Raw genomic sequence first — 17,824 nt, 5'->3', positions numbered from 1 at the left:
GGGGGGGAGCCGGTGGCTGCCGGCGGCGAGGACGCCGGCCCCGGGCCCTACGATTTCCTGCTCGCCGGCTTGGGCGCGTGCACCTCCATGACCATGCGTCTTTATGCCGACCGCAAATCGCTGCCGCTCGACCGCGTCACCGTTACGCTGAAGCATTCGAAAATCTACGCCAAGGATTGCGCGGAGTGCGACACGCGCGAGGGCATGCTCGACCAGATCGAGCGCGACATCGCAATCGACGGCGCGCTGGATGCCGAGCAGCGCAAGAAGCTGATGGAGATCGCCGACAAGTGCCCGGTGCATCGGACACTGACCTCGGAGATCCGCATCGTGACGAAGGCCGTGGGCTAGCGCGACTGCGCTAGAAGCACGATGCCATCGTCCGCAATGCCGCGCTGATCTCGTTCTCACGCCAGGCCGCAAAACCGAGCAGCAGGCCATGATCCCGCGGCCGGTCCAGCGCCAGGCTGGACAGCGCCCGCGTTTCAACGCCCGCGGCAGCCAGTCGTTTGACTGCCGCCCGATCGGCGGTGCCGCGTTTGAGACGGGCGACGAGCTGGATGCCGCCCGCAGGCACTTCGACCGAGAGCATCTCGCCCAGATGGCGCTCCAGTCCTGCAACGAGGTGGTCGCGGCGCGCGTGATAGAGCCGGCGCATCCGGCGCAGATGCGCGAGGAAATGCCCGTCGGCGATGAACTCGGCCAGCGCTTCCTGGATGTGGCTCGCGGCAATCAACCCGATGTGCCGCTGCGCGATTTCCAACGTGCTGACCAATGCCGGCGGGACGACGAGATAGCCGAGTCGGATATCCGATGTCATCACCTTCGAGAAGGTACCGACATAGAACACGCGGCCATGGGCATCGAGGCCTTGCAAGGCCGGCACCGGCCGGCTGTCATAGTGGAATTCGCCGTCATAATCGTCCTCCACGATCCAGGTCTTGCCGGGCCTGCACAGGCTGAGAAATTCGGTGCGACGCGCCAGTGACATCAGCCGTCCGGTGGGATGCTGGTGCGATGGCGTCATGAAGATCAATTTCGGAACCGCGAGACCCGGCATCCGCTGCATGCCCTCCGTGTCCAGCCTCATGCCGGTCACGCGCGCGCCGGAGGCGCGGAAAGCGGCGGCCGCGCCGGGATAGCCGGGATCCTCGACCCAGACCTCGTCGCCGGGGGAGATGAGAACAGCCGCGATCAAGGTCAGCGCGGCCTGCGCGCTCGGCAGGATCATGATCTGCTCTGCCGTGGCGCGAACGCCTCTGCTCGCGGCCAGATAATGCGCGAGCGTCTCGCGCAGGCGCGTTCGGTTGATGGGTCCGAGCTCGCGTTTGGCCGCACGCACGGCGCTGCGGCGCAGGCAGCGAGCCCAGATCTCGTTCGGAAACTCCCGCGCATCTCCAAGCCCTGGCCGCAACGGTCTGAGCGGCACCTGATAGGACATCGGCCAGTCGGTCTGCTTGAGCTGCGAGGCCCAGGGTGAAAGCCGCGGCTTGCCGGTGCGCACGCGCGCCGCAACGGCCTCCGCTCCTTGACGCCGTTCGCCGCCGTCGACGGTGACCACCGGACGGCGGCCGTGCGACGCCGCGAGATATCCCTCCGCGGCGAGCTGCTCGAACGCATAGGTGACGGTGTTGCGGGAAACGCCGAGATCGCTGGCGAGCCGGCGGCTTGAGGGGAGCGTGCGGCCTTTGCCGAGGCGGCCGGTCGCGATCAAGCCTCGGAGCTGGCTCGTCAGTTGAGCCACCAGCCCGTCGTCGCCGGCCCGCTTCAGGTCGATCAGGGCCGAGATCATATCGTCCGAAACTGGCACCTTGTTCCTTTCCGATCTGGCGCTTTTGTGGGTACCAGTGCGGATGCTATCGGCCGGACCGGACTGCTTCAAGGATCTTGCGATGAACTCCCTGTCCCCCCGCGCGGCCGTCGGCCTGTTCCTCATCGTCGTGCTGGCCTGGGGCGTGAACTGGTCGGTGACGAAGCAATTGGTGCAACTCGTCCCGCCGCTGTGGAGCTCGGCGATCCGGAGCTGGATCGCGCTGGCAGGATTGTTTGTCATCCTCGGACTGAGCAACAATCTCGTGATTCCGGAGCGGCGCGACGTGCCGGTGGTCCTCAGCGTCGCGCTGCTGCACATGACGCTCTTCTCCATTCTGGTCGCGGCCGGCCTGCGCTTCCTGCCCGCGAGCAAGGGCATCGTGCTCGGCTACACCACGCCGCTCTGGGTCGCGATTGCGGCGCCCCTGCTCGGGAAGGACACGCTGACCGCACCCAAGCTTGCCGGCGCCCTGCTCGGACTGATCGGCCTTGCCGTGATCCTGAATCCGTCCTCAATAGACTGGGGCAATGCCAACGTCGTGCTCGGCGCCGGCATGGTCATCCTGGCCGCGATCTCGTGGGCTGCGAACATCATCTATATCCGCGCGCATCGCTGGATCGCCTCCCCGCTCCAGCTCCTGTTTTGGCAAGTGCTCGTGGCCACGGTCGTGCTCTCGACCCTGGCGATGGTCATCGACGGGCTGCCACATGTGGAATGGTCGTGGCGGCTGGCTATGCTGTTCCTGTACTCCGGCCTGATCGGAACCGCGCTGGCCTATTGGGCGATGTCGATGGTCAACAAGAGCATCTCGGCGCTGACGACGTCGCTTGGCACCACCGGGACGCCGCTCGTCGGTATCGCCAGTGCGGCGATCCTGCTGGGCGAGCCCCTCGACTTGAGCCTCGCCGTCGCGGCCGGATTGATCGTCACCGGCATCGGACTTGCGACGCTCGGCGACCGGCTGTTGCGCGGTCAGGCCATCGCGAGCGGTTGAACCCGCAGCACGCCACGCAGACCCGCGGTCGTGCCGAGCAGGATGCCGGCGAGCGCGACGAACGAGCCCAGCGCCAGCGTCGACACGCCCGTGAGCCCCTGCCCGATCGAGCAGCCGAACGCCATCACGCCGCCGATGCCCATCAGCGCGGCGCCGCTGCCCGAGCGCAGCATGTGGCGCGGCGAGGAATAGCCTTCGAGCTTGAAGCGGCCGGTGGCGAGCGCGGTGATGAGGCTGCCGGCGAGGACGCCGGCGACCGTCGCAATGCCGAAATTGAGCGTCAGGCCGGTCGAGAGCATGGCGTATTGCAGCGCGTCCGCGATCGGCGCGATGAAGGTGAGCGAGGTCACCGGCACCGGATTGAAGTCGTCGGCACCGAGATAGCCGGTGACGAGCCAGCCCGCGGCAACGAGCAGGCCGACGATGATTCCCGCTGCGATCTGACCGGGCGAGCGGCGGAAGGCCGGATGCGCGAAGGCAAACAGGATCAGCACGACGACGAGCACGGCGGCAGCCAGCGCGCGCGAAAGAGCTTCAGCTGGGCCAAGCGTCGCCAGCAGCGACGGCAGCGAATTGGCGCTGACGGTGGTTTGCGAGGCCTGAACCAGCGCGATGCGCGCCGGTGCGATCAGACCCTTGAGGGTCATCTGCGCAGCGATGGCGAGCACGATCACGACGACGAAGGAGCGGAGATTGCCGCGGCCGAGCAGCACCAGGGCGCGCGAGCCGCAGCCGTTCGACAGCACCATGCCGTAACCAAACAGCACCCCGCCGAGGAACAGCACCGGCGCCGAGAACGTCTGCTGCAGGTAGATTGACTTGCCCAAATCGGCCATGCCGTTGCCGGCAAGGAACTGGCTGGCGGCGATCGCGACGGCGATCGCCAGCGCATAGGTCCGCGCCAGCCGCCCGTCTCCTTTCGCGAGCCAGCCGCGCATGCTGCTCATCAGGCAGAAGCCGCTGAGCAAACCGACGGCGCCGTAGACAAGGCCGATGGCGAGGCCGGCGAAGATGACGAGTGCTGCGGACGAATCCATGATTACGGCTTCAGGACCAAGCGATCCCGCGAAGAGCCGGCGACCGCGACATACGCCTCCTTGGCGCGCTCCAGCGGATAGACGGCATTCGCCTTGATCGGGAACGGCTTCAGCTGGCCGCTCGCAAAGCCCGCGCCGAGATCGCGCAGCACCGCGCCAGTCGCGGCCGACGACAGGCCGAGCGTGTCGATGCCGACATAGGTGTGCTGGCCCCGGTAGAATTCGAGGATGTTGAACTGCACGATGCGGTCGATCGCGGCGATCAGGATCTGACGGCCACGCAATGCGAGCGATTTGTGCGCGGCCTGGAAATAGGGATCGCCAACGGTATTGAAGACGATGTCGGCCCCCTTGCCGCTGGTCAATTCGCGTACGCGCGTGGCGACGTCGGTCGCGGACGCGTCGATCACCTCGATGGGGGCGTTGGTGTGGCCTTCGTAAGCTTCCGCCTTGCGCACCACGCCGATGACGCGCGCGCCCTGCCAGGTCGCGATCTGCACCGCGGCCTGGCCGACCTTGCCATTGACGCCGAACACCAAAACGGTCTCGCCGTTCTTCGGCACGCCCGCGCGGCGAAAACCTTCCATCGCGGTGACGAAGGGCACGCCGATGCCGGCGGCCTCCTCCCAGGACACCGTCTTCGGCTTATCGACGACGGCGTCAGCTTCGACGACGAGATGGGTTGCGTGGGTGCCGTCGCGGCGGATGCCGAGATCCCCGGAGGAGCCGAACACCTCGCGGCCGACCGTGCCGGCCGGCCCGTCGATCACCACGCCGGAATAGTCGCGGCCCGGCGTGCGCGGGAATACGGCATAGGGCATCAACCCGGTCGCGGCCTTCACGTCGGAGGGATTGACGGCGGCGGCCTTCACCTCGATCAGGAGATCATTGGGGCCGCGCGTCAGCGTGTGACGCTCGACCACCGGCGCAACCGCCGCGGCGTTCTCGGCCTTGGCATTGAGGCGCACACAGCGCGCTTCGATGGTTTTGGTATCGGCTGGCGACATGAAAAGACCCGCGATTTCTCGCGGGCCTTGTCGCCTTTGGGGCCGATCAAGTCAATCGGTCAAGTCCGGTCAAATCAGTCCTTGGGCCGCTTATCGTAGAGGCGTTTGGCCTTGCCCAGCGAGCGTTCCAGCGTGGCGGGCGCGACCACCTGCACTCTGGAGGTGATGCCGATGGTGTTCTTGATGTGCGTCGAAATCCGGTCGGCATGGTCGAGAAGACCGCGGCCGTCCCAGCTTTCGGATCGCGCCTCCGCGATGATGGTCAGCTCGTCCATACGGCCTTCGCGGGTCAGTTCCAGGATGAAGTGGCCGCCGCACCAATCGGTCGCAAGCAGCACCTCCTCGATCTGGGTCGGGAACAGGTTGACGCCGCGCAGGATGATCATGTCGTCCGAGCGGCCCGTCACCTTCTCCATCCGCCGCATGCCCGGCCGCGCCGTACCCGGCAGCAGCCGCGTCAGGTCGCGGGTGCGATATCGGATCACCGGAAAGGCTTCCTTGGTGAGCGAGGTGAAGACCAACTCGCCCTTTTCCCCGTCGGGCAGCACGGCACCGGTCTCGGGATCGATCACCTCGGGGTAGAAATGATCCTCCCAGATGTGCAAGCCATCCTTGGTCTCGATGCATTCCTGGGCGACGCCAGGGCCGATCACTTCGGACAGACCATAGATATCGGTCGCGTCCATGTCGAAGGCCTCTTCGATCTCACCGCGCATCGCATTGGTCCAGGGCTCGGCGCCGAAGATGCCGACCTTGAGCGAGCATTGGCGCGGGTCGAGCTTCTGACGCTTGAACTCGTCGAGGATCGCCAGCATGTAGCTCGGCGTCACCGTGATGATGTCGGGCCTGAAATCGTTGATGAGCTGCACCTGCCGCTCGGTCATGCCGCCGGAGATCGGCACCACGGTGCAGCCGAGTTTTTCGGCGCCGTAATGCACGCCAAGGCCGCCGGTGAAGAGGCCATAGCCGTAGGCGTTGTGGATGATCATGCCGGTGCGGCCGCCGGCGGCGCGGATCGAGCGCGCCATCACGTCCGACCAGGTGTCGATGTCTCCTTGCGTATACCCCACCACGATCGGCTTGCCGGTCGTGCCGGAGGACGCATGCACGCGCACCAGCTTTTCGCGCGGCACGGCGAACATGTTGAAGGGATAGTTGTCGCGTAGATCCGTTTTCACCGTGAACGGGAATTTCGCGAGATCGGAGAGCTCGCGAAAATCGGACGGATGCACGCCGGCCTCGTCGAAGGCCTTGCGATAATGCGCCACGTTGTCATAGGCGTGCTTCAGCGACCAGGTCAGCCGCTGCTTCTGCAGCGCCATGATCTCGTCGCGCGAGGCGCGCTCATGCGCGTCCATCTCGGCGCTATAGGCGCTGCCGCCTTCCTTGAGTCTCGTCAAAGCCATCTTCGCTTCCCACCATTGATTAGTTTTTTCTTGATTGATTATTGGTTCTGCGTCGGCAGCCACGTGCCGGGAATGACACGCGAGTGTCCGCGGAATTCGGCGATGACGGTATCGCCTGCGGTAACTCGCACGTCATAGATGCCGGAGCGGCCGCCGCGGGTGACCTCGCACGCCTTCGCAACAAGGCGATCGCCGAGCCTGCCCGGCTTGATGAAGGTGATCTGCCCCTGCGCTGCGACCACGCGTTCGTTGTGCGAGTTGCAGGCAAAGGCGAAGGCGGAATCGGCGAGTGTGAAGATGAAGCCGCCATGGGCGATGCGCTGGCCGTTGACCATATCCGGCCGCACCGTCATCGCGAGCGTTGCATAGCCGGGGCCAATCTCCACGATCTCCATGCCGAGCCCTTTGGAGGCATCGTCCTCCGCCCACATCGCCTCAGCGCAGGCGCGGGCAACATCCTCGGGCGACAGGGCAGCTTTGACGTTCACGCGCTTCTCCCGGCCAGATGGTTTTCCATGATGTTCTGCTGGTTGGCCAAAACTGTCAAATAATGCGATGCATTTGCATCGCCGGCGTCTGAAGCACCTGCTCAGACATGGTCATAATCGACCACGACACGCTCCGACGACGGTTTCGCCTGGCAGGTCAGGACGAACCCGGCCTTCAACTCCCAGGGCTCCAGCGAATAGTTGATGTCCATCGGCGCCTCACCTTCGACCAGCTTGGCGCGGCAGGTCGAGCACATGCCGCCCTTGCAGGCGAAGGGCAGATCGACGCCGGCGCGTAGCGCCGCATCGAGGATCGCCTCGTCCTCGGCGACCGGAACGTCGCGGCGCTTGCCGTCGATGATCAGCGAGGCGATCGCCTTCGGCGGCGCGTCGGGCGCGACCACCTTCTTCGGCCGCGGCTTGCCGCCGAACTCGGAGACGAAGCGCTCGACGTGGATACGCTCTTCCGCGATGCCGAGCTCGCGGCAGGTGGTCTCGATGTCCTCGCTCATGCCGAGAGGGCCACAGATGTAGAGATGATCGACGCTAGCCGCCGGCACCAGCGAGCGCAGCAGCACCCTCACCTTGTCGCCGTCGAGCCGGCCATGCAGAATCGGGATGTCCTGCTCTTCGCCGGAGATAACGTGGAAGATGGAGAGGCGGTCGATGAAGCGATCCTTGAGCTCCTCGAGAGCATCGAGAAACATGATGTTGTCGGTCGTGCGGTTTCCGTAGAACAGGAAGAAGCGACTGCCTTGCTCACGCGCGAGCACGCCCTTCACGATCGACAGGATCGGCGTGATGCCGGAGCCCGCGGCAAAGCCGACATGGATGCGTGCAATATCCGCCGGCGGGACTGCACCGAAGCGCCCGGTCGGCGTCATCACGTCGAGCTCGTCGCCGCATTTGAGATCTTCGGCCGCCCAGTTCGAAAACGCGCCACCGTCGATCTTCTTCACGGCGATACGAATCTCGCCGTCATCAGGGCCGGAACAGATCGAATAGGAGCGGCGCACCTCCTCTCCGTCGAGCGTGGTGCGGAGCGTGAGGTACTGGCCGGGCGTGAAAGCGTAATCGCCGGCGAGATCGCCGGGGATGGCGAAGGTCATCGAGACGGCGTCGGACGCCTCGCGACGAAGGTCGCTGACGGCCAGGCGATGGAAGCGCGGTGCGGCTGCTGACATGATCAATGACACTTGAAATAGTCGAAGGGTTCGCGGCAGGACTTGCAGCGCCACAGCGCCTTGCAGGAGGTCGAGCCGAATTCAGACAGCAGCTCAGTGTTTTCCGAGCCGCATTGCGGGCAGCCCACCGCCTGTTCACCAAACAGCGCCCGGCGTGAGCTTGATGCCTGCGGCGGCGCGATGCCGTAGGCGCGCAGCTTTTGGCGGCCCTCCTCGCTCATCCAGTCGGTCGTCCAGGCCGGCGACAGCACGGTGCGGACTTTTGACCGGCGAAAACCGGCGCGCTCCAGCGCCAGCTCGATTTCCAGCGCGATCATGTTCATCGCCGGACAGCCGGAATAGGTCGGCGTGATCGCGACCTCGACGTGATCGCCGTCGAGGGAAACCTCGCGCAGCACGCCGAGATCGGCGATGGTCAGCACCGGAATTTCGGGATCGACCACGCTCGCCGCAGCGTCCCAGGCGCGCCGGCGCAGTTCGCTGTCACGATCGAGCAGGCTCACCATGTCAGGCCCGGAAAGGTGCGCTGCATCGATTGCAGCTCGGACAGGAGATGGCCGAGATGTTCGCTGTGCCGGCCCACGCGGCCGCCTTGCTGCATCCAGTCATTCTGCGGCAATACCAGCGTGGCTTCGCTGACGACATCGGAAAGCGTCTGCAACCAGCGACCACGCAAGGTGCCGGGATCGATCGCGATACCAGCATGGATCAGCGCGCGCTCGCCGTCGTCGACGGCAAACATCTCGCCGGTGAAGGCCCAGAGATGATCGATCGCGGCTTGCGCGCGGGCATGACTCTCATCGGTGCCGTCGCCGAGCCGGATGAGCCACTCCGAGGCGTGGCGCAAATGATAGGCGCTCTCCTTCTCCGACTTGGCGGCAATCGCTGCCAGTGTCGTGTCGCGCGAATTCATCATCGCGCGCCAGTAGAGGTCGGCGAACGCGGAATAGAAGAACTGCCGCACCAAAGTCTGGGAAAAATCGCCGTTGGGCTGCTCCACCAGCAGCAGATTGCGGTACTGCCTGACGTCGCGCAGATAAGCGAGCTTGTCCTCGTCGTTATCCCTGCCCTCGGCCTTGGCAGCGTAGGTGTAGAGTTCGCGCGCCTGACCGATCAGGTCGAGCGCGATGTTGGAGAGCGCCATATCCTCTTCCAGCATCGGCGCATGCCCGCACCATTCCGACAGCCTGTGGCCGAGGATCAGCGCATCGTCGGCGCGGCGCAGCGCGTAGAGCACCAGCGGCGTTTCGGAGACATCGATGTTGGCGACCGGCATCACATATGTCCCACTTCTTCCGGCACCTCGTAGAACGTCGGATGCCGGTAGATCTTCGATTCCGCCGGTTCGAACATCATGGCCTTCTCGGCGGGATCGCTCGCAGTGATCGCGGTCGACGGCACGACCCAGATCGACAGGCCCTCGCCGCGGCGGGTGTAGATGTCGCGGGCGGCTTGCAGCGCCATGGTGGCATCGCTCGCATGCAGCGATCCCACATGCTTGTGCGCCAGCCCATTGCGGCTACGAATGAAGACTTCCCACAGCGGCGTGTTCGGAGTGGCCATGTTGATCTCCCTATTCCGCGGCTTGTGCGGTCTGGCGATGCGTGCGCTTGGCGGCGTAGGCGGCGGCGGCTTCGCGTACCCAGGCCCCCTCCGCATGCGCCTTGCGGCGCGCGGCCATGCGGTCGCGATTGCAGGGGCCGTTGCCGGCGAGCACCTGCTTGAACTCGGTCCAGTCGATCTCGCTGTAACGCCAGTGCCCGTCGGCATCCTGAATCATGCCGGGATCGGGGATGGTGAGGCCGAGATATTGCGCCTGCGGCACCGTGGCATCGACGAACTTCTGGCGCAGCTCGTCGTTGGAGAAACGCTTGATCTTCCACTTGGTCGAGGTGTCGCTATGCTGGCTCGTGCTATCTGGCGGGCCGAACATCATCAGCACCGGCCACCACCAGCGGTTCAGCGCATCCTGCGCCATCGCCTTCTGCTCGTCCGAGCCGCGGCACAGCGTCAGCATGATCTCGTAGCCCTGGCGCTGATGGAACGACTCCTCCTTGCAGACCCGGATCATCGCGCGCGCATAGGGGCCGTAGGAGCAGCGGCACAGCGGGATCTGGTTCATGATCGCGGCGCCGTCGACCAGCCAGCCGATGGTGCCGATATCAGCCCAGGTCAGCGTCGGATAGTTGAAGATCGAGGAGTACTTGGCTTTGCCCGCGAGCATGGCATCGACCAGCTCCTCGCGCGATGAGCCGAGCGTCTCGGCCGCAGCATAGAGATAGAGCCCGTGGCCGCACTCGTCCTGCACCTTGGCGAGCAGCGCGGCCTTGCGGCGCAGGGTCGGCGCACGGGTGATCCAGTTGCCCTCAGGCAGCATGCCGACGATTTCGGAATGGGCGTGCTGGGAAATCTGGCGTGTGAGCGTCTTGCGATAGGCCGCCGGCATCCAGTCGTTCGGCTCGATGCGCTCCTCGGCATCGATGCGGGCCTGGAACTGCGCAGCCTTGGCTGCGTCCTCAAGACCGCGGTCGTCGGTCTCAGCCGTGTTCAGCGCCTGGGTGTACATGCGCATCCTCCCGATTTATTGGGAGGCAATATATAACAAAAGTCACGTCATGCAAGATATTTCTGTAACATAAAACTCAGGCCTCGAACCTCCTTTCCAGAAGCTTTCGCGCCGGCGGCAATGGCCCTTTCTCGTTGGTTCCATGTCCATCAAGCCATTGTTCGGAGGAGGCAAGCAGCGCGCGATAGATTTCGCCGCACAGGTTCCGTGCCGCCCTGCCCGGCCAGTTGGTCGGTAGCAGGCTTTCGGGCAATAGCGGATCGCGCAGCACGACGCGGCGATAGTAGTGGATCAGGAGGATGCGCGCGGTAAACGCGTCGGCCTCGGACAAATCGGTGCCGCGGCCGATCGCGGCGCGCAGCGGCTCGAACGTCTTCATGAATTTCAGATAGGCATCCGCGGTGCGATCCAGCGGCCAACTCGCACTGAGCAGGCGACGCCCGCTGTCATCCTCAGCTGAGACTTCGAGACGGATCGCGCCCGCGGCTTCATCCGGCACCGGCAGTCCCGACGGCGCGACCCAAACCCCCGGCAGCGGACTGCCGAAGCCGGCGTTACGGAGCGCTTCGCGCGAGACGTCGCGATCTCCGCCATTGCCGATCAGGAGCAGCTCGAAGCGTCCGGTCCAGTCGGATGGCGGCGGATCGTAAATGTGGCGCGTCGCGGCCTCGAAGGTCTGGCGGCCCTTGTCGGCAAGCCGATAGAAGCTGTTGCGGCCGACCTTTTCCCGCGTGAGCCAGCCATCGGCCGCAAGCCGCGACATCGTGGTGCGCACCACGCCGCTGTCGATGTCGAGACCGTCGAAGAATTCGAGCAGCGTGCCGAGCCACACCGAACCGCCGCGGGGCACGATGGCATCGCCGAACACGGTGATGACGATGGAACCGGTGCGCGACGGTTCACGCTTGAGCTGGTCGATGATGCGGGAGAGCGGATGCGCCATGCGCGAGGCATAGCGCGTTTGATGCGGGCGCGACAATGGACGGGTGCGACGCCTTCTCTTCTCCTCCCCGCTTGCGTGGCCGCGACGAGCTTCGCTCGCGCTGAGAAGGTCGGGATGAGGGGGAGGCTCCGCGGGGACGGAGGGAGTCGGGTTCGCGGCGTACTCACAGCGTCATGGCCGGCCTGTCCCGGCCAGCCACGAGCCTTTCACGCAGCACAAAGACGTGGATGCCCGGGACAAGCCCGGGCATGACGATCTCTGCTCAACGTTCAAATCCGATTGCCCTGTCGCACGCGGAAGAGGCGAAGATCACCGATGCGGATCTGGATAGGCCAAGCTGCGCCAGCCGCTGCGGTCGAATGGCCGCCACTGGCCTTCCTTTTGCGCGAGCCGGTCGGCCACGGCATAGACCGCGGCCGGGTGATGGCCCATGCCGCAATGGCTGCTCTCGATCTCGATGCTCTCGGTCTGCCCGCCCGACTTCTCCATGCAGCCCTGCCAGGCGCAGACGCCGTCAGTGCGGCTGAAGATGGCGGTGGTCGGCACCGGCGGTGGTGCCGCGAGATCGCCGCCGAACCGCGGATCGACCTCGTCCGACTTCCGACCGCTCGCCCATTCATAGACGCGCCAGGCATTGGTTGAACGGGGATCGCCGGCGAAGGGGCTACCAAGCGTGATCACCTGCCGCACGCGCTCGGGCATCATCTTGGCGAGCTGGCGCGCATAGAGGCCGCCAAGGCTCCAACCGACCAGGCTGATCTTGCGGCCATGGGTGTCGCTGAGCTCCTCGACCAGATCGACCATGGCATGCTGCACGCCCTCGCGAAGGCCATAGTTGCGGCCCTGGCGCCAGCCGCTCACCGCATATCCCTTACTGGTCAGAAACGTGCGCAACGCACGCGTGGATGCATCGGAGGCCACGAGGCCCGGCAGCACCAGCACCGGGTGCCCATCACCGCGCGGCGCAAGGCTCAGCAGCGGCAGTGCGCCGAGAAATGCGCCGAACTCGTGGATCGCGCGCCCTTCCATAAACATCAGAGTTCTCGACGGCGGACGCAGCGTCTGGGCAGTAGCGGTCATCAATGTTTCCCCTGAGAAGGCGCCGGGCGCGATACCGGCAAATGGGCATGAATTCCAATACGCCGGCTTCTTGATCGTTCCGCAGCGCAGCATGAATCAGCTAGGCGGCCGGTTCCCGACATTCAAGCGGGAGAGTCGCGGGGCGACAATAGGCCCGCGCGTTAATGCTAACGTCCGTGGCGCAAAAGTCACAGCAATCGGAGCAGGAATTCTACGGAGTAGAGCGCGAGCCCGGCGAGCCCACCGATCAGCGAACCGTTGAAACGGATGTATTGCAGGTCGCGCCCGATGTTGATTTCGATCAGCGAAATCAACTGCGCCATATCCCATGCCTTGACCTGGTCGGAGATGAAGATGGAGACGCCACTCTTCTGGTCGGCGACGAAGCTGCGCAGCACCGTCACCAGCCCCTTGTTGATCTCGTCGCGCAGCTCGGCATCGCCGGCGAGCGCATCGCCGGCGGAAACGAACATGCCGGCGAGATGATGCTGTAGCACCTGCGTCTCGCCGCTCGCGCTGCGTTCGATGAAGGAGCGTGTGTTGGCCCAGACGGTGCGTGCGAGATCGGCAAGCTCGGGCCGCGCGAGGAGGTCGCGCTTCAAGCCGGCGATGCGGTCGATATAGGCCTGGTCAGTGCCGAGCCGGTCGACGAAGCTCAGCACCATGCGGTCGAACTCGCCGCGGAAGGGATGCTTGGGATCGCTGCGCACCTCGTTGAAGAAGGCGGTCGCGGACGCCACGATCTTGTTCACCAGAAACTTGTCGGCTCGGTAGAGCCGCAGCAGGGTCGGCAATTCCGCGCGCACCTTCTCGCGGATCATCCCCATCGTCTCTTTCTGGTTCAGCGTCTCGTGCATCACGCGCAGGAGATCGTCGAACAGGATCTGATGGCGCCCCTCCGCCACGAAACCGCGCAGCGTGCCGGCGGCGAGTGGCGCAAGGTCGATCGCCTGGAGCTGCGATGACATGCGGCGGATGATGAAGGTCATCAGACCCGAGCTCTCCGTCGCCGAGACGGCCTCCGGCAACAGGCGGAGCGCGAAGCGCGCGAGATCGTCGCTGCGCTTGCGGTCGCGCAGCCAGTCGGCGACGAAGGAGCCGAAATCGATCTCCTTCAGCTTGGCCTCGACCGGTCCCGCCTCGAGGAAATGCACCTGGATGAATTCGCCGAGCTTGTCGGCGATCCGGGCCTGGTTGCTCTGGATGATCGCGGTATGCGGGATCGGCAGGCCGAGCGGCCGCTTGAACAGGGCAACCACGGCATACCAGTCGGCGAGGCCGCCGATGGTCGCGGCTTCCGCGAAGGCGGCGATGAAGCCGAACACGGGATGCGCGTTCAGCAGCAACTTCGCGACGACGAACAGGGCAAGCGTCGAAGCCAGCACCAGCGTCGCCAGCGCTTTCACGCGGCGCAGCTCGGCCGCGCGTTCGGCATCGCCGGGAGTATCGAAGGAGAAGGCGGCGGGTGGGGTCATAGCGGATACTTAGCGTGTCAGTCTCCGCGTGTCCCGGACGCGGTGCAGCGTGCAAACGATGCACCGCAGAGCCGGGACCCAGCAAGCATCCGATGCAGGATGGCCCCCGGATCAGCAGTGCACCACGCCACTGGACGATCCTTCGCATCGCCAGGGGGCGCGCTGCGCTGCATCCGGGGAACGCAAGAGAAGAACAAAAGGCCCGCCGAAGCGGGCCTCAAATTCAGTTTTCACTCAGGGCGCCGGATCAGGCGGTCTTGTTGTAGACCTTGGAAAAATTGTCCTGAGCGGACTTCGCACCGTTGGCGGCGAGCTGGCCGAAATAGTCGGCGGTCGCCTTGGCGCGCGAGACGAACACTTCGCCGCGGGCGCGGAGCAGGCTCGACTGGATCTCGACGGCTTCGCTGACCGACTTGGCGGAAGCAAGCTTGTCGATGCTGGCGAAGAACGCCTGGGCGTCGTCATAGATCGCCTGCTGGATATTGCGGCTGATCTTGCCGGCCTCGGTGACGGACTCGGTCACCGCGTTCTCGACGGCGGCGGTCACGCGCTCGGAGCCAGCGAACACCTCGGCAGCACGGTCCTTGGCGGTGTTGGCGGTCTTCTTGACGAACTCGCGGGCGGCCTCGGGAACTTCCAGGTTCTGGATGTTCTTGAAAGCGTCCTTGAAGCCCTCGAAAGCGGTGTTGGTTTCAGTGGTCATGGGGTTCTCTCCATCCTCATTGGTCTGAGCTATGGGCTCACCCCGTCCTCGATGGCCCGGGGCACGGCTTATATGGCATAGTTAATTGTGCGATGCAATATTATTATTGCACTGCGATATCACGAAACTGTGAACAGCCTTAACAGGAGGCATATGATGCCTCCCTGGCCAAGCAGGTTCCCGGAGAGCGGTCGGACCATCTCCCCAGTGCTGGAGACGGCGGTCCTAGTGCTGGACGGCGCGTTTTAGTGCTGGACGGCGCCTGGCAGCCCGTAAGCCTCCATCTGGGCCTGGACCTGCGCGATGTTATGGCCGAGCACGACGATGTCGTGGGTCTTGCCGTCGACGTCCCGGACGTGATCTCGCAGCAACGCTTCGGCCTTGAAACCGAGGCTCTCGAACACGGCGATCGCGGCCTGCTGGTCGACCGTCATCTGAACCGAGAGTTTTTCCAGGCCCGCGCCGAGCGCGAGCGCGAAGGTCTCCTGCGACAGCGCCCGCCCTACCCCCTTCCCGCGCACATCGAGCGAGACGACCATGCGAATCTCGCCGACATGGGGCGACCAGGAGTGCGGATCGCGCACCAGCGTGCCGCAGCCGACGACCTTGCCTTCCCTGACCGCAAGCAGGCTCGTAATCGCGCCACGCTCGATCTCCTTGACCCAGGCCGACAGCACCTTCGGCTCGCTGATATTGCGCGGCAAAAACAACAGGTCGTGGGTCGGCAGGCCCTTGCCGAAGGCGAGCACCGCGGCTTCATCCGCAGGCGACATCAAGCGAATCTCGATATCGCCGGCGTCGGTCTTGACGTGACGCGGATACGAACGCTGCTCGCTCATGTCGATCTCTTCCCTAGCCAGGAATCCAGTTTCGGCCATAGCCGCTTCACGGCGTTGGCTCCCGCGACGAGCGAGACGTGACCGCCCTTCAGCATCACCTCTTCCTTGTCCGCAGATCCGATCTTCGCGATCAGGTGCTTGGCGGCGTCATACGGCACGATGTGATCATGCTCGGCGACCGCATGCAGAATCGGCACCTTGATGTTGTCGAGCTTCGCAGGCCGGCCGCCGACCGACATGGTGTCGTTGAACAGCTTGTTGTCCCACATCAGGTCTTTGGTGATGGCGCGGAAATACTCGCCCGCCAGCGGCAGGGTGTCGGTCGCCCAACGGTCGAACATGCGGTAGGACTTGACGAACTCGTCGTTCCAGATGTTTTCCCAGAGCTGGATCTGGCTCACCGTGCGCGAGGCCGGACGCAGCATCTCGAACGAGGACAGGATCATCTCCGGCGGCACGTTGCCGACGCTGTCGACGAGGCGGTCGACGTCGAAATAGCGACGGTCGGAGAAATTCGAGAACAGCTTCATCTCGCGGAAGTCGATCGGCGTGGTGAAGCAGATCAAATTCTTCATCGGCCCATCCTTGTGGATCGCGCCGTAGAGCAGCGACAGCACGCCGCCGAAGCAATAGCCGATCACGGAGACGTCCTGCTCGCCGGAATCAGCTTGCACCCGGCGAACACAGTCCGGAATGAAGTCGAGGACATAGTCCTCCATCCGCAGGCTCTTCTCCTCCGGCCGCGGCGCGCTCCAGTCGAGCATATAGACGTCGTAACCGCGCTTGAGCAGGAATTCGATAAAACTCTGGCCGGGGACGAGGTCGAGGATGTAGCCGCGGTTGGTGGTGGCCATCACGATCAGCACCGGCACGCGGTAGATCTCGTCCGACATGGGGCGATAATGATAGAGATTCATGGTGCCGCGCGAATGCAGCACGTCCTTGGGCGTCGATCCAAGTGATGGACCCGAGGTCGAGAAATATTCGACGCCCTTGATGCTGCGCTGGATGGCGCGCTGCACCTCGCTCTGGATGCGTTCCGGGATAGAAGCGAAATCAAGTCCGGGAGCTGCATTCATGCCTGCTCTCCGCCCTCAGACGGCGGGCGCTTGGTGCGCGGCGGCCGCAATGCGGAATCGCCCCCCTGAGACACGCCGGCACTTGCAGCCATCTGGTTCAGCAGCGACTTGATTTCACCGATCTGGACTTCGATAGCTTGCAGCCTTTCGGCAAGGCCTGTGACCTGCTCCCGACTCGGCAGGTTCATGGAGACCAAGTACTTCTCCATGAGTTCGCCGAGCTGCTTCTGAGCACCTGCAGCAACTCCCCCCGCACGGTTCATCGCCTGCGAAAACTCGGGCGACGACATGGCCTGGTTGGCGAAGGAGTTGAACCCCTTCTCCATCTCACCAACCATCTTTTGCCACATGGCGACCGGGTCATTGGTCTTGTCGGTCATCGGTGTCCTCCAGATGTCGAGAGCTTCGATGCTCTTCTTTTTCGCCATACCACACCGTTGCGCCGTGCCGGTCAACCGGCAAGCAGCGGCTCGGTGCCGCGCGCGGCTTTCATTGCAACGGGAAACCGTGCGATACAGCATCAGTCAAACGCTTGAGGGAACGCGCCCGTGAACGCCCATCAGCCGCCCCAGACAGTCCGCGCCAATGGCATCGAGATCTGCTACGAGATTTTTGGCAACGACAATGCCGAGCCGCTGCTGCTGATCATGGGATTAGGCGCCCAGATGATCCACTGGGACGATGCGTTCTGCGAGCAGCTTGCCGCACGCGGCTTCCGCGTGATCCGCTTCGACAATCGCGACATCGGCAAGTCGAGCCATCTGACGGGCGGCAAGCGGTTGACCCCGCTCGAGCTGCTTAAGCTGCGATTCTTCAGGATTCCCGTCGCGGCAACCTACAGGCTGATCGACATGGCCAAGGATACGATCGGGCTGATGGATGCGCTCGGCATCAAATCGGCGCATCTTGTCGGTGCCTCCATGGGCGGCATGATCGCGCAGGAGGTCACGCTGTCGTTCCCGCAGCGCGTGCGCTCGCTGACCTCGATCATGTCGACGACGGGCAGTCCGCGCGTGCCGCCGCCGACGCGCGAGGCGGCCGCAATGCTGATGGCGCCGCCGCCGCGCAGCAAGGAGGAGTTCATCGTCCGCTACGGCCAGACCTGGAAGGTGTTGCGCGCCGGGCATTTTCCGGAGGAGGAAGCGCTCGACCCGGAACGCGCCGAGCGCGTGTTCGCGCGCGGGCTCAATCCGGCCGGCGTCGGCCGCCA

Annotated in this window: 20 protein-coding genes; 3 read left to right on the top strand and 17 right to left on the bottom strand. The window is 64.6% G+C overall.

All coding sequences use genetic code 11. The features are described 5' to 3' along the window. The coding region (locus tag IC66_RS0106515) for an OsmC family protein (protein ID WP_162131324.1) at positions 1-351 on the top strand (351 nt) is incomplete at its 5' end. A gap of 10 nt (positions 352-361) precedes the next feature. Here the strand turns inward: IC66_RS0106515 and pdxR are convergent. Then, positions 362-1,792 (bottom strand): MocR-like pyridoxine biosynthesis transcription factor PdxR, encoded by a 1,431-nt coding sequence (gene pdxR, locus IC66_RS0106510; RefSeq protein ID WP_038947075.1) that lies wholly within the window; start codon positions 1,790-1,792, stop codon positions 362-364. Between the two features lie 100 nt (positions 1,793-1,892). On the opposite strand from pdxR, the gene IC66_RS0106505 reads away from it, so the two are divergent. Then, a complete protein-coding gene (locus IC66_RS0106505; RefSeq protein ID WP_038947074.1) occupies positions 1,893-2,807 on the top strand; it encodes a DMT family transporter in 915 nt (304 codons plus the stop codon). Here IC66_RS0106505 and IC66_RS0106500 read toward each other — a convergent pair. The 16 genes from IC66_RS0106500 to IC66_RS0106420 form a co-directional block, all read right to left on the bottom strand. Then, positions 2,786-3,844 carry a YeeE/YedE family protein gene (locus tag IC66_RS0106500; protein WP_038947073.1) on the bottom strand — a complete coding sequence of 353 codons (1,059 nt, stop codon included), beginning with the start codon at positions 3,842-3,844 and terminating at the stop codon, positions 2,786-2,788. The genes IC66_RS0106505 and IC66_RS0106500 overlap by 22 nt on opposite strands. Before the next feature lie 2 nt (positions 3,845-3,846). Next, positions 3,847-4,851, bottom strand: coding sequence for a quinone oxidoreductase family protein (locus IC66_RS0106495; protein WP_038947072.1), 1,005 nt, complete (start codon positions 4,849-4,851; stop codon positions 3,847-3,849). A 74-nt stretch (positions 4,852-4,925) separates the two neighbouring features. Continuing rightward, positions 4,926-6,257: a phenylacetate--CoA ligase PaaK gene (paaK, locus tag IC66_RS0106490; protein WP_028143415.1), complete on the bottom strand. Its 1,332-nt coding sequence runs from the start codon at positions 6,255-6,257 to the stop codon at positions 4,926-4,928. Between the two features lie 38 nt (positions 6,258-6,295). Further along, positions 6,296-6,745: a hydroxyphenylacetyl-CoA thioesterase PaaI gene (gene paaI, locus IC66_RS0106485; RefSeq protein ID WP_038947071.1), complete on the bottom strand. Its 450-nt coding sequence runs from the start codon at positions 6,743-6,745 to the stop codon at positions 6,296-6,298. 101 nt (positions 6,746-6,846) lie between these two features. Beyond that, positions 6,847-7,929 carry a 1,2-phenylacetyl-CoA epoxidase subunit PaaE gene (gene paaE / locus IC66_RS0106480; RefSeq protein ID WP_038947070.1) on the bottom strand — a complete coding sequence of 361 codons (1,083 nt, stop codon included), beginning with the start codon at positions 7,927-7,929 and terminating at the stop codon, positions 6,847-6,849. 2 nt (positions 7,930-7,931) lie between these two features. Further along, positions 7,932-8,435: a 1,2-phenylacetyl-CoA epoxidase subunit PaaD gene (gene paaD, locus IC66_RS0106475; protein WP_038947069.1), complete on the bottom strand. Its 504-nt coding sequence runs from the start codon at positions 8,433-8,435 to the stop codon at positions 7,932-7,934. Next, positions 8,429-9,205 carry a 1,2-phenylacetyl-CoA epoxidase subunit PaaC gene (paaC, locus tag IC66_RS0106470; protein WP_028143419.1) on the bottom strand — a complete coding sequence of 259 codons (777 nt, stop codon included), beginning with the start codon at positions 9,203-9,205 and terminating at the stop codon, positions 8,429-8,431. The genes paaD and paaC overlap by 7 nt, the downstream gene beginning before the upstream one ends. Then, positions 9,205-9,492, bottom strand: coding sequence for a 1,2-phenylacetyl-CoA epoxidase subunit PaaB (paaB, locus tag IC66_RS0106465; protein WP_028143420.1), 288 nt, complete (start codon positions 9,490-9,492; stop codon positions 9,205-9,207). Before paaB ends, paaC begins: the two co-directional genes overlap by 1 nt. Before the next feature lie 10 nt (positions 9,493-9,502). Beyond that, complete coding sequence (gene paaA / locus IC66_RS0106460; RefSeq protein WP_038947068.1) at positions 9,503-10,495, bottom strand: 1,2-phenylacetyl-CoA epoxidase subunit PaaA; 993 nt, start codon at positions 10,493-10,495, stop codon at positions 9,503-9,505. A 76-nt stretch (positions 10,496-10,571) separates the two neighbouring features. Beyond that, positions 10,572-11,438, bottom strand: coding sequence for a phenylacetic acid degradation operon negative regulatory protein PaaX (paaX, locus tag IC66_RS0106455; protein ID WP_038947067.1), 867 nt, complete (start codon positions 11,436-11,438; stop codon positions 10,572-10,574). Positions 11,439-11,747: 309 nt separating this feature from the next. Further along, a complete protein-coding gene (locus IC66_RS0106445; protein ID WP_038947066.1) occupies positions 11,748-12,518 on the bottom strand; it encodes an esterase/lipase family protein in 771 nt (256 codons plus the stop codon). A gap of 188 nt (positions 12,519-12,706) precedes the next feature. Beyond that, entirely contained in the window at positions 12,707-13,993 is a 1,287-nt protein-coding gene (locus IC66_RS0106440) for a DUF445 domain-containing protein (protein WP_038947065.1), read from the bottom strand. A 247-nt stretch (positions 13,994-14,240) separates the two neighbouring features. Continuing rightward, on the bottom strand, positions 14,241-14,696 hold the full coding sequence (locus IC66_RS0106435) for a phasin (RefSeq protein ID WP_038947064.1): 456 nt from the start codon (positions 14,694-14,696) through the stop codon (positions 14,241-14,243). 245 nt (positions 14,697-14,941) lie between these two features. Further along, complete coding sequence (locus tag IC66_RS0106430; RefSeq protein ID WP_028143426.1) at positions 14,942-15,535, bottom strand: GNAT family N-acetyltransferase; 594 nt, start codon at positions 15,533-15,535, stop codon at positions 14,942-14,944. Next, positions 15,532-16,614, bottom strand: coding sequence for a PHA/PHB synthase family protein (locus tag IC66_RS0106425; RefSeq protein WP_028143427.1), 1,083 nt, complete (start codon positions 16,612-16,614; stop codon positions 15,532-15,534). The genes IC66_RS0106430 and IC66_RS0106425 overlap by 4 nt, the downstream gene beginning before the upstream one ends. Next, positions 16,611-16,994, bottom strand: coding sequence for a hypothetical protein (locus tag IC66_RS0106420; protein WP_038947063.1), 384 nt, complete (start codon positions 16,992-16,994; stop codon positions 16,611-16,613). Before IC66_RS0106420 ends, IC66_RS0106425 begins: the two co-directional genes overlap by 4 nt. A gap of 168 nt (positions 16,995-17,162) precedes the next feature. Between IC66_RS0106420 and IC66_RS0106415 the strand changes: the two genes are divergently transcribed. Next, a partial coding sequence (locus IC66_RS0106415; protein WP_038947061.1) for an alpha/beta fold hydrolase occupies positions 17,163-17,824 on the top strand: 662 nt, incomplete at its 3' end.

It is taken from the genome of Bradyrhizobium genomosp. III (assembly GCF_000261705.1).
GTDB lineage: Bacteria > Pseudomonadota > Alphaproteobacteria > Rhizobiales > Xanthobacteraceae > Bradyrhizobium > Bradyrhizobium ottawaense.
Note: the sequence above shows the minus strand (reverse complement) of the source record. Positions and strands in the feature narration are given on the sequence as shown.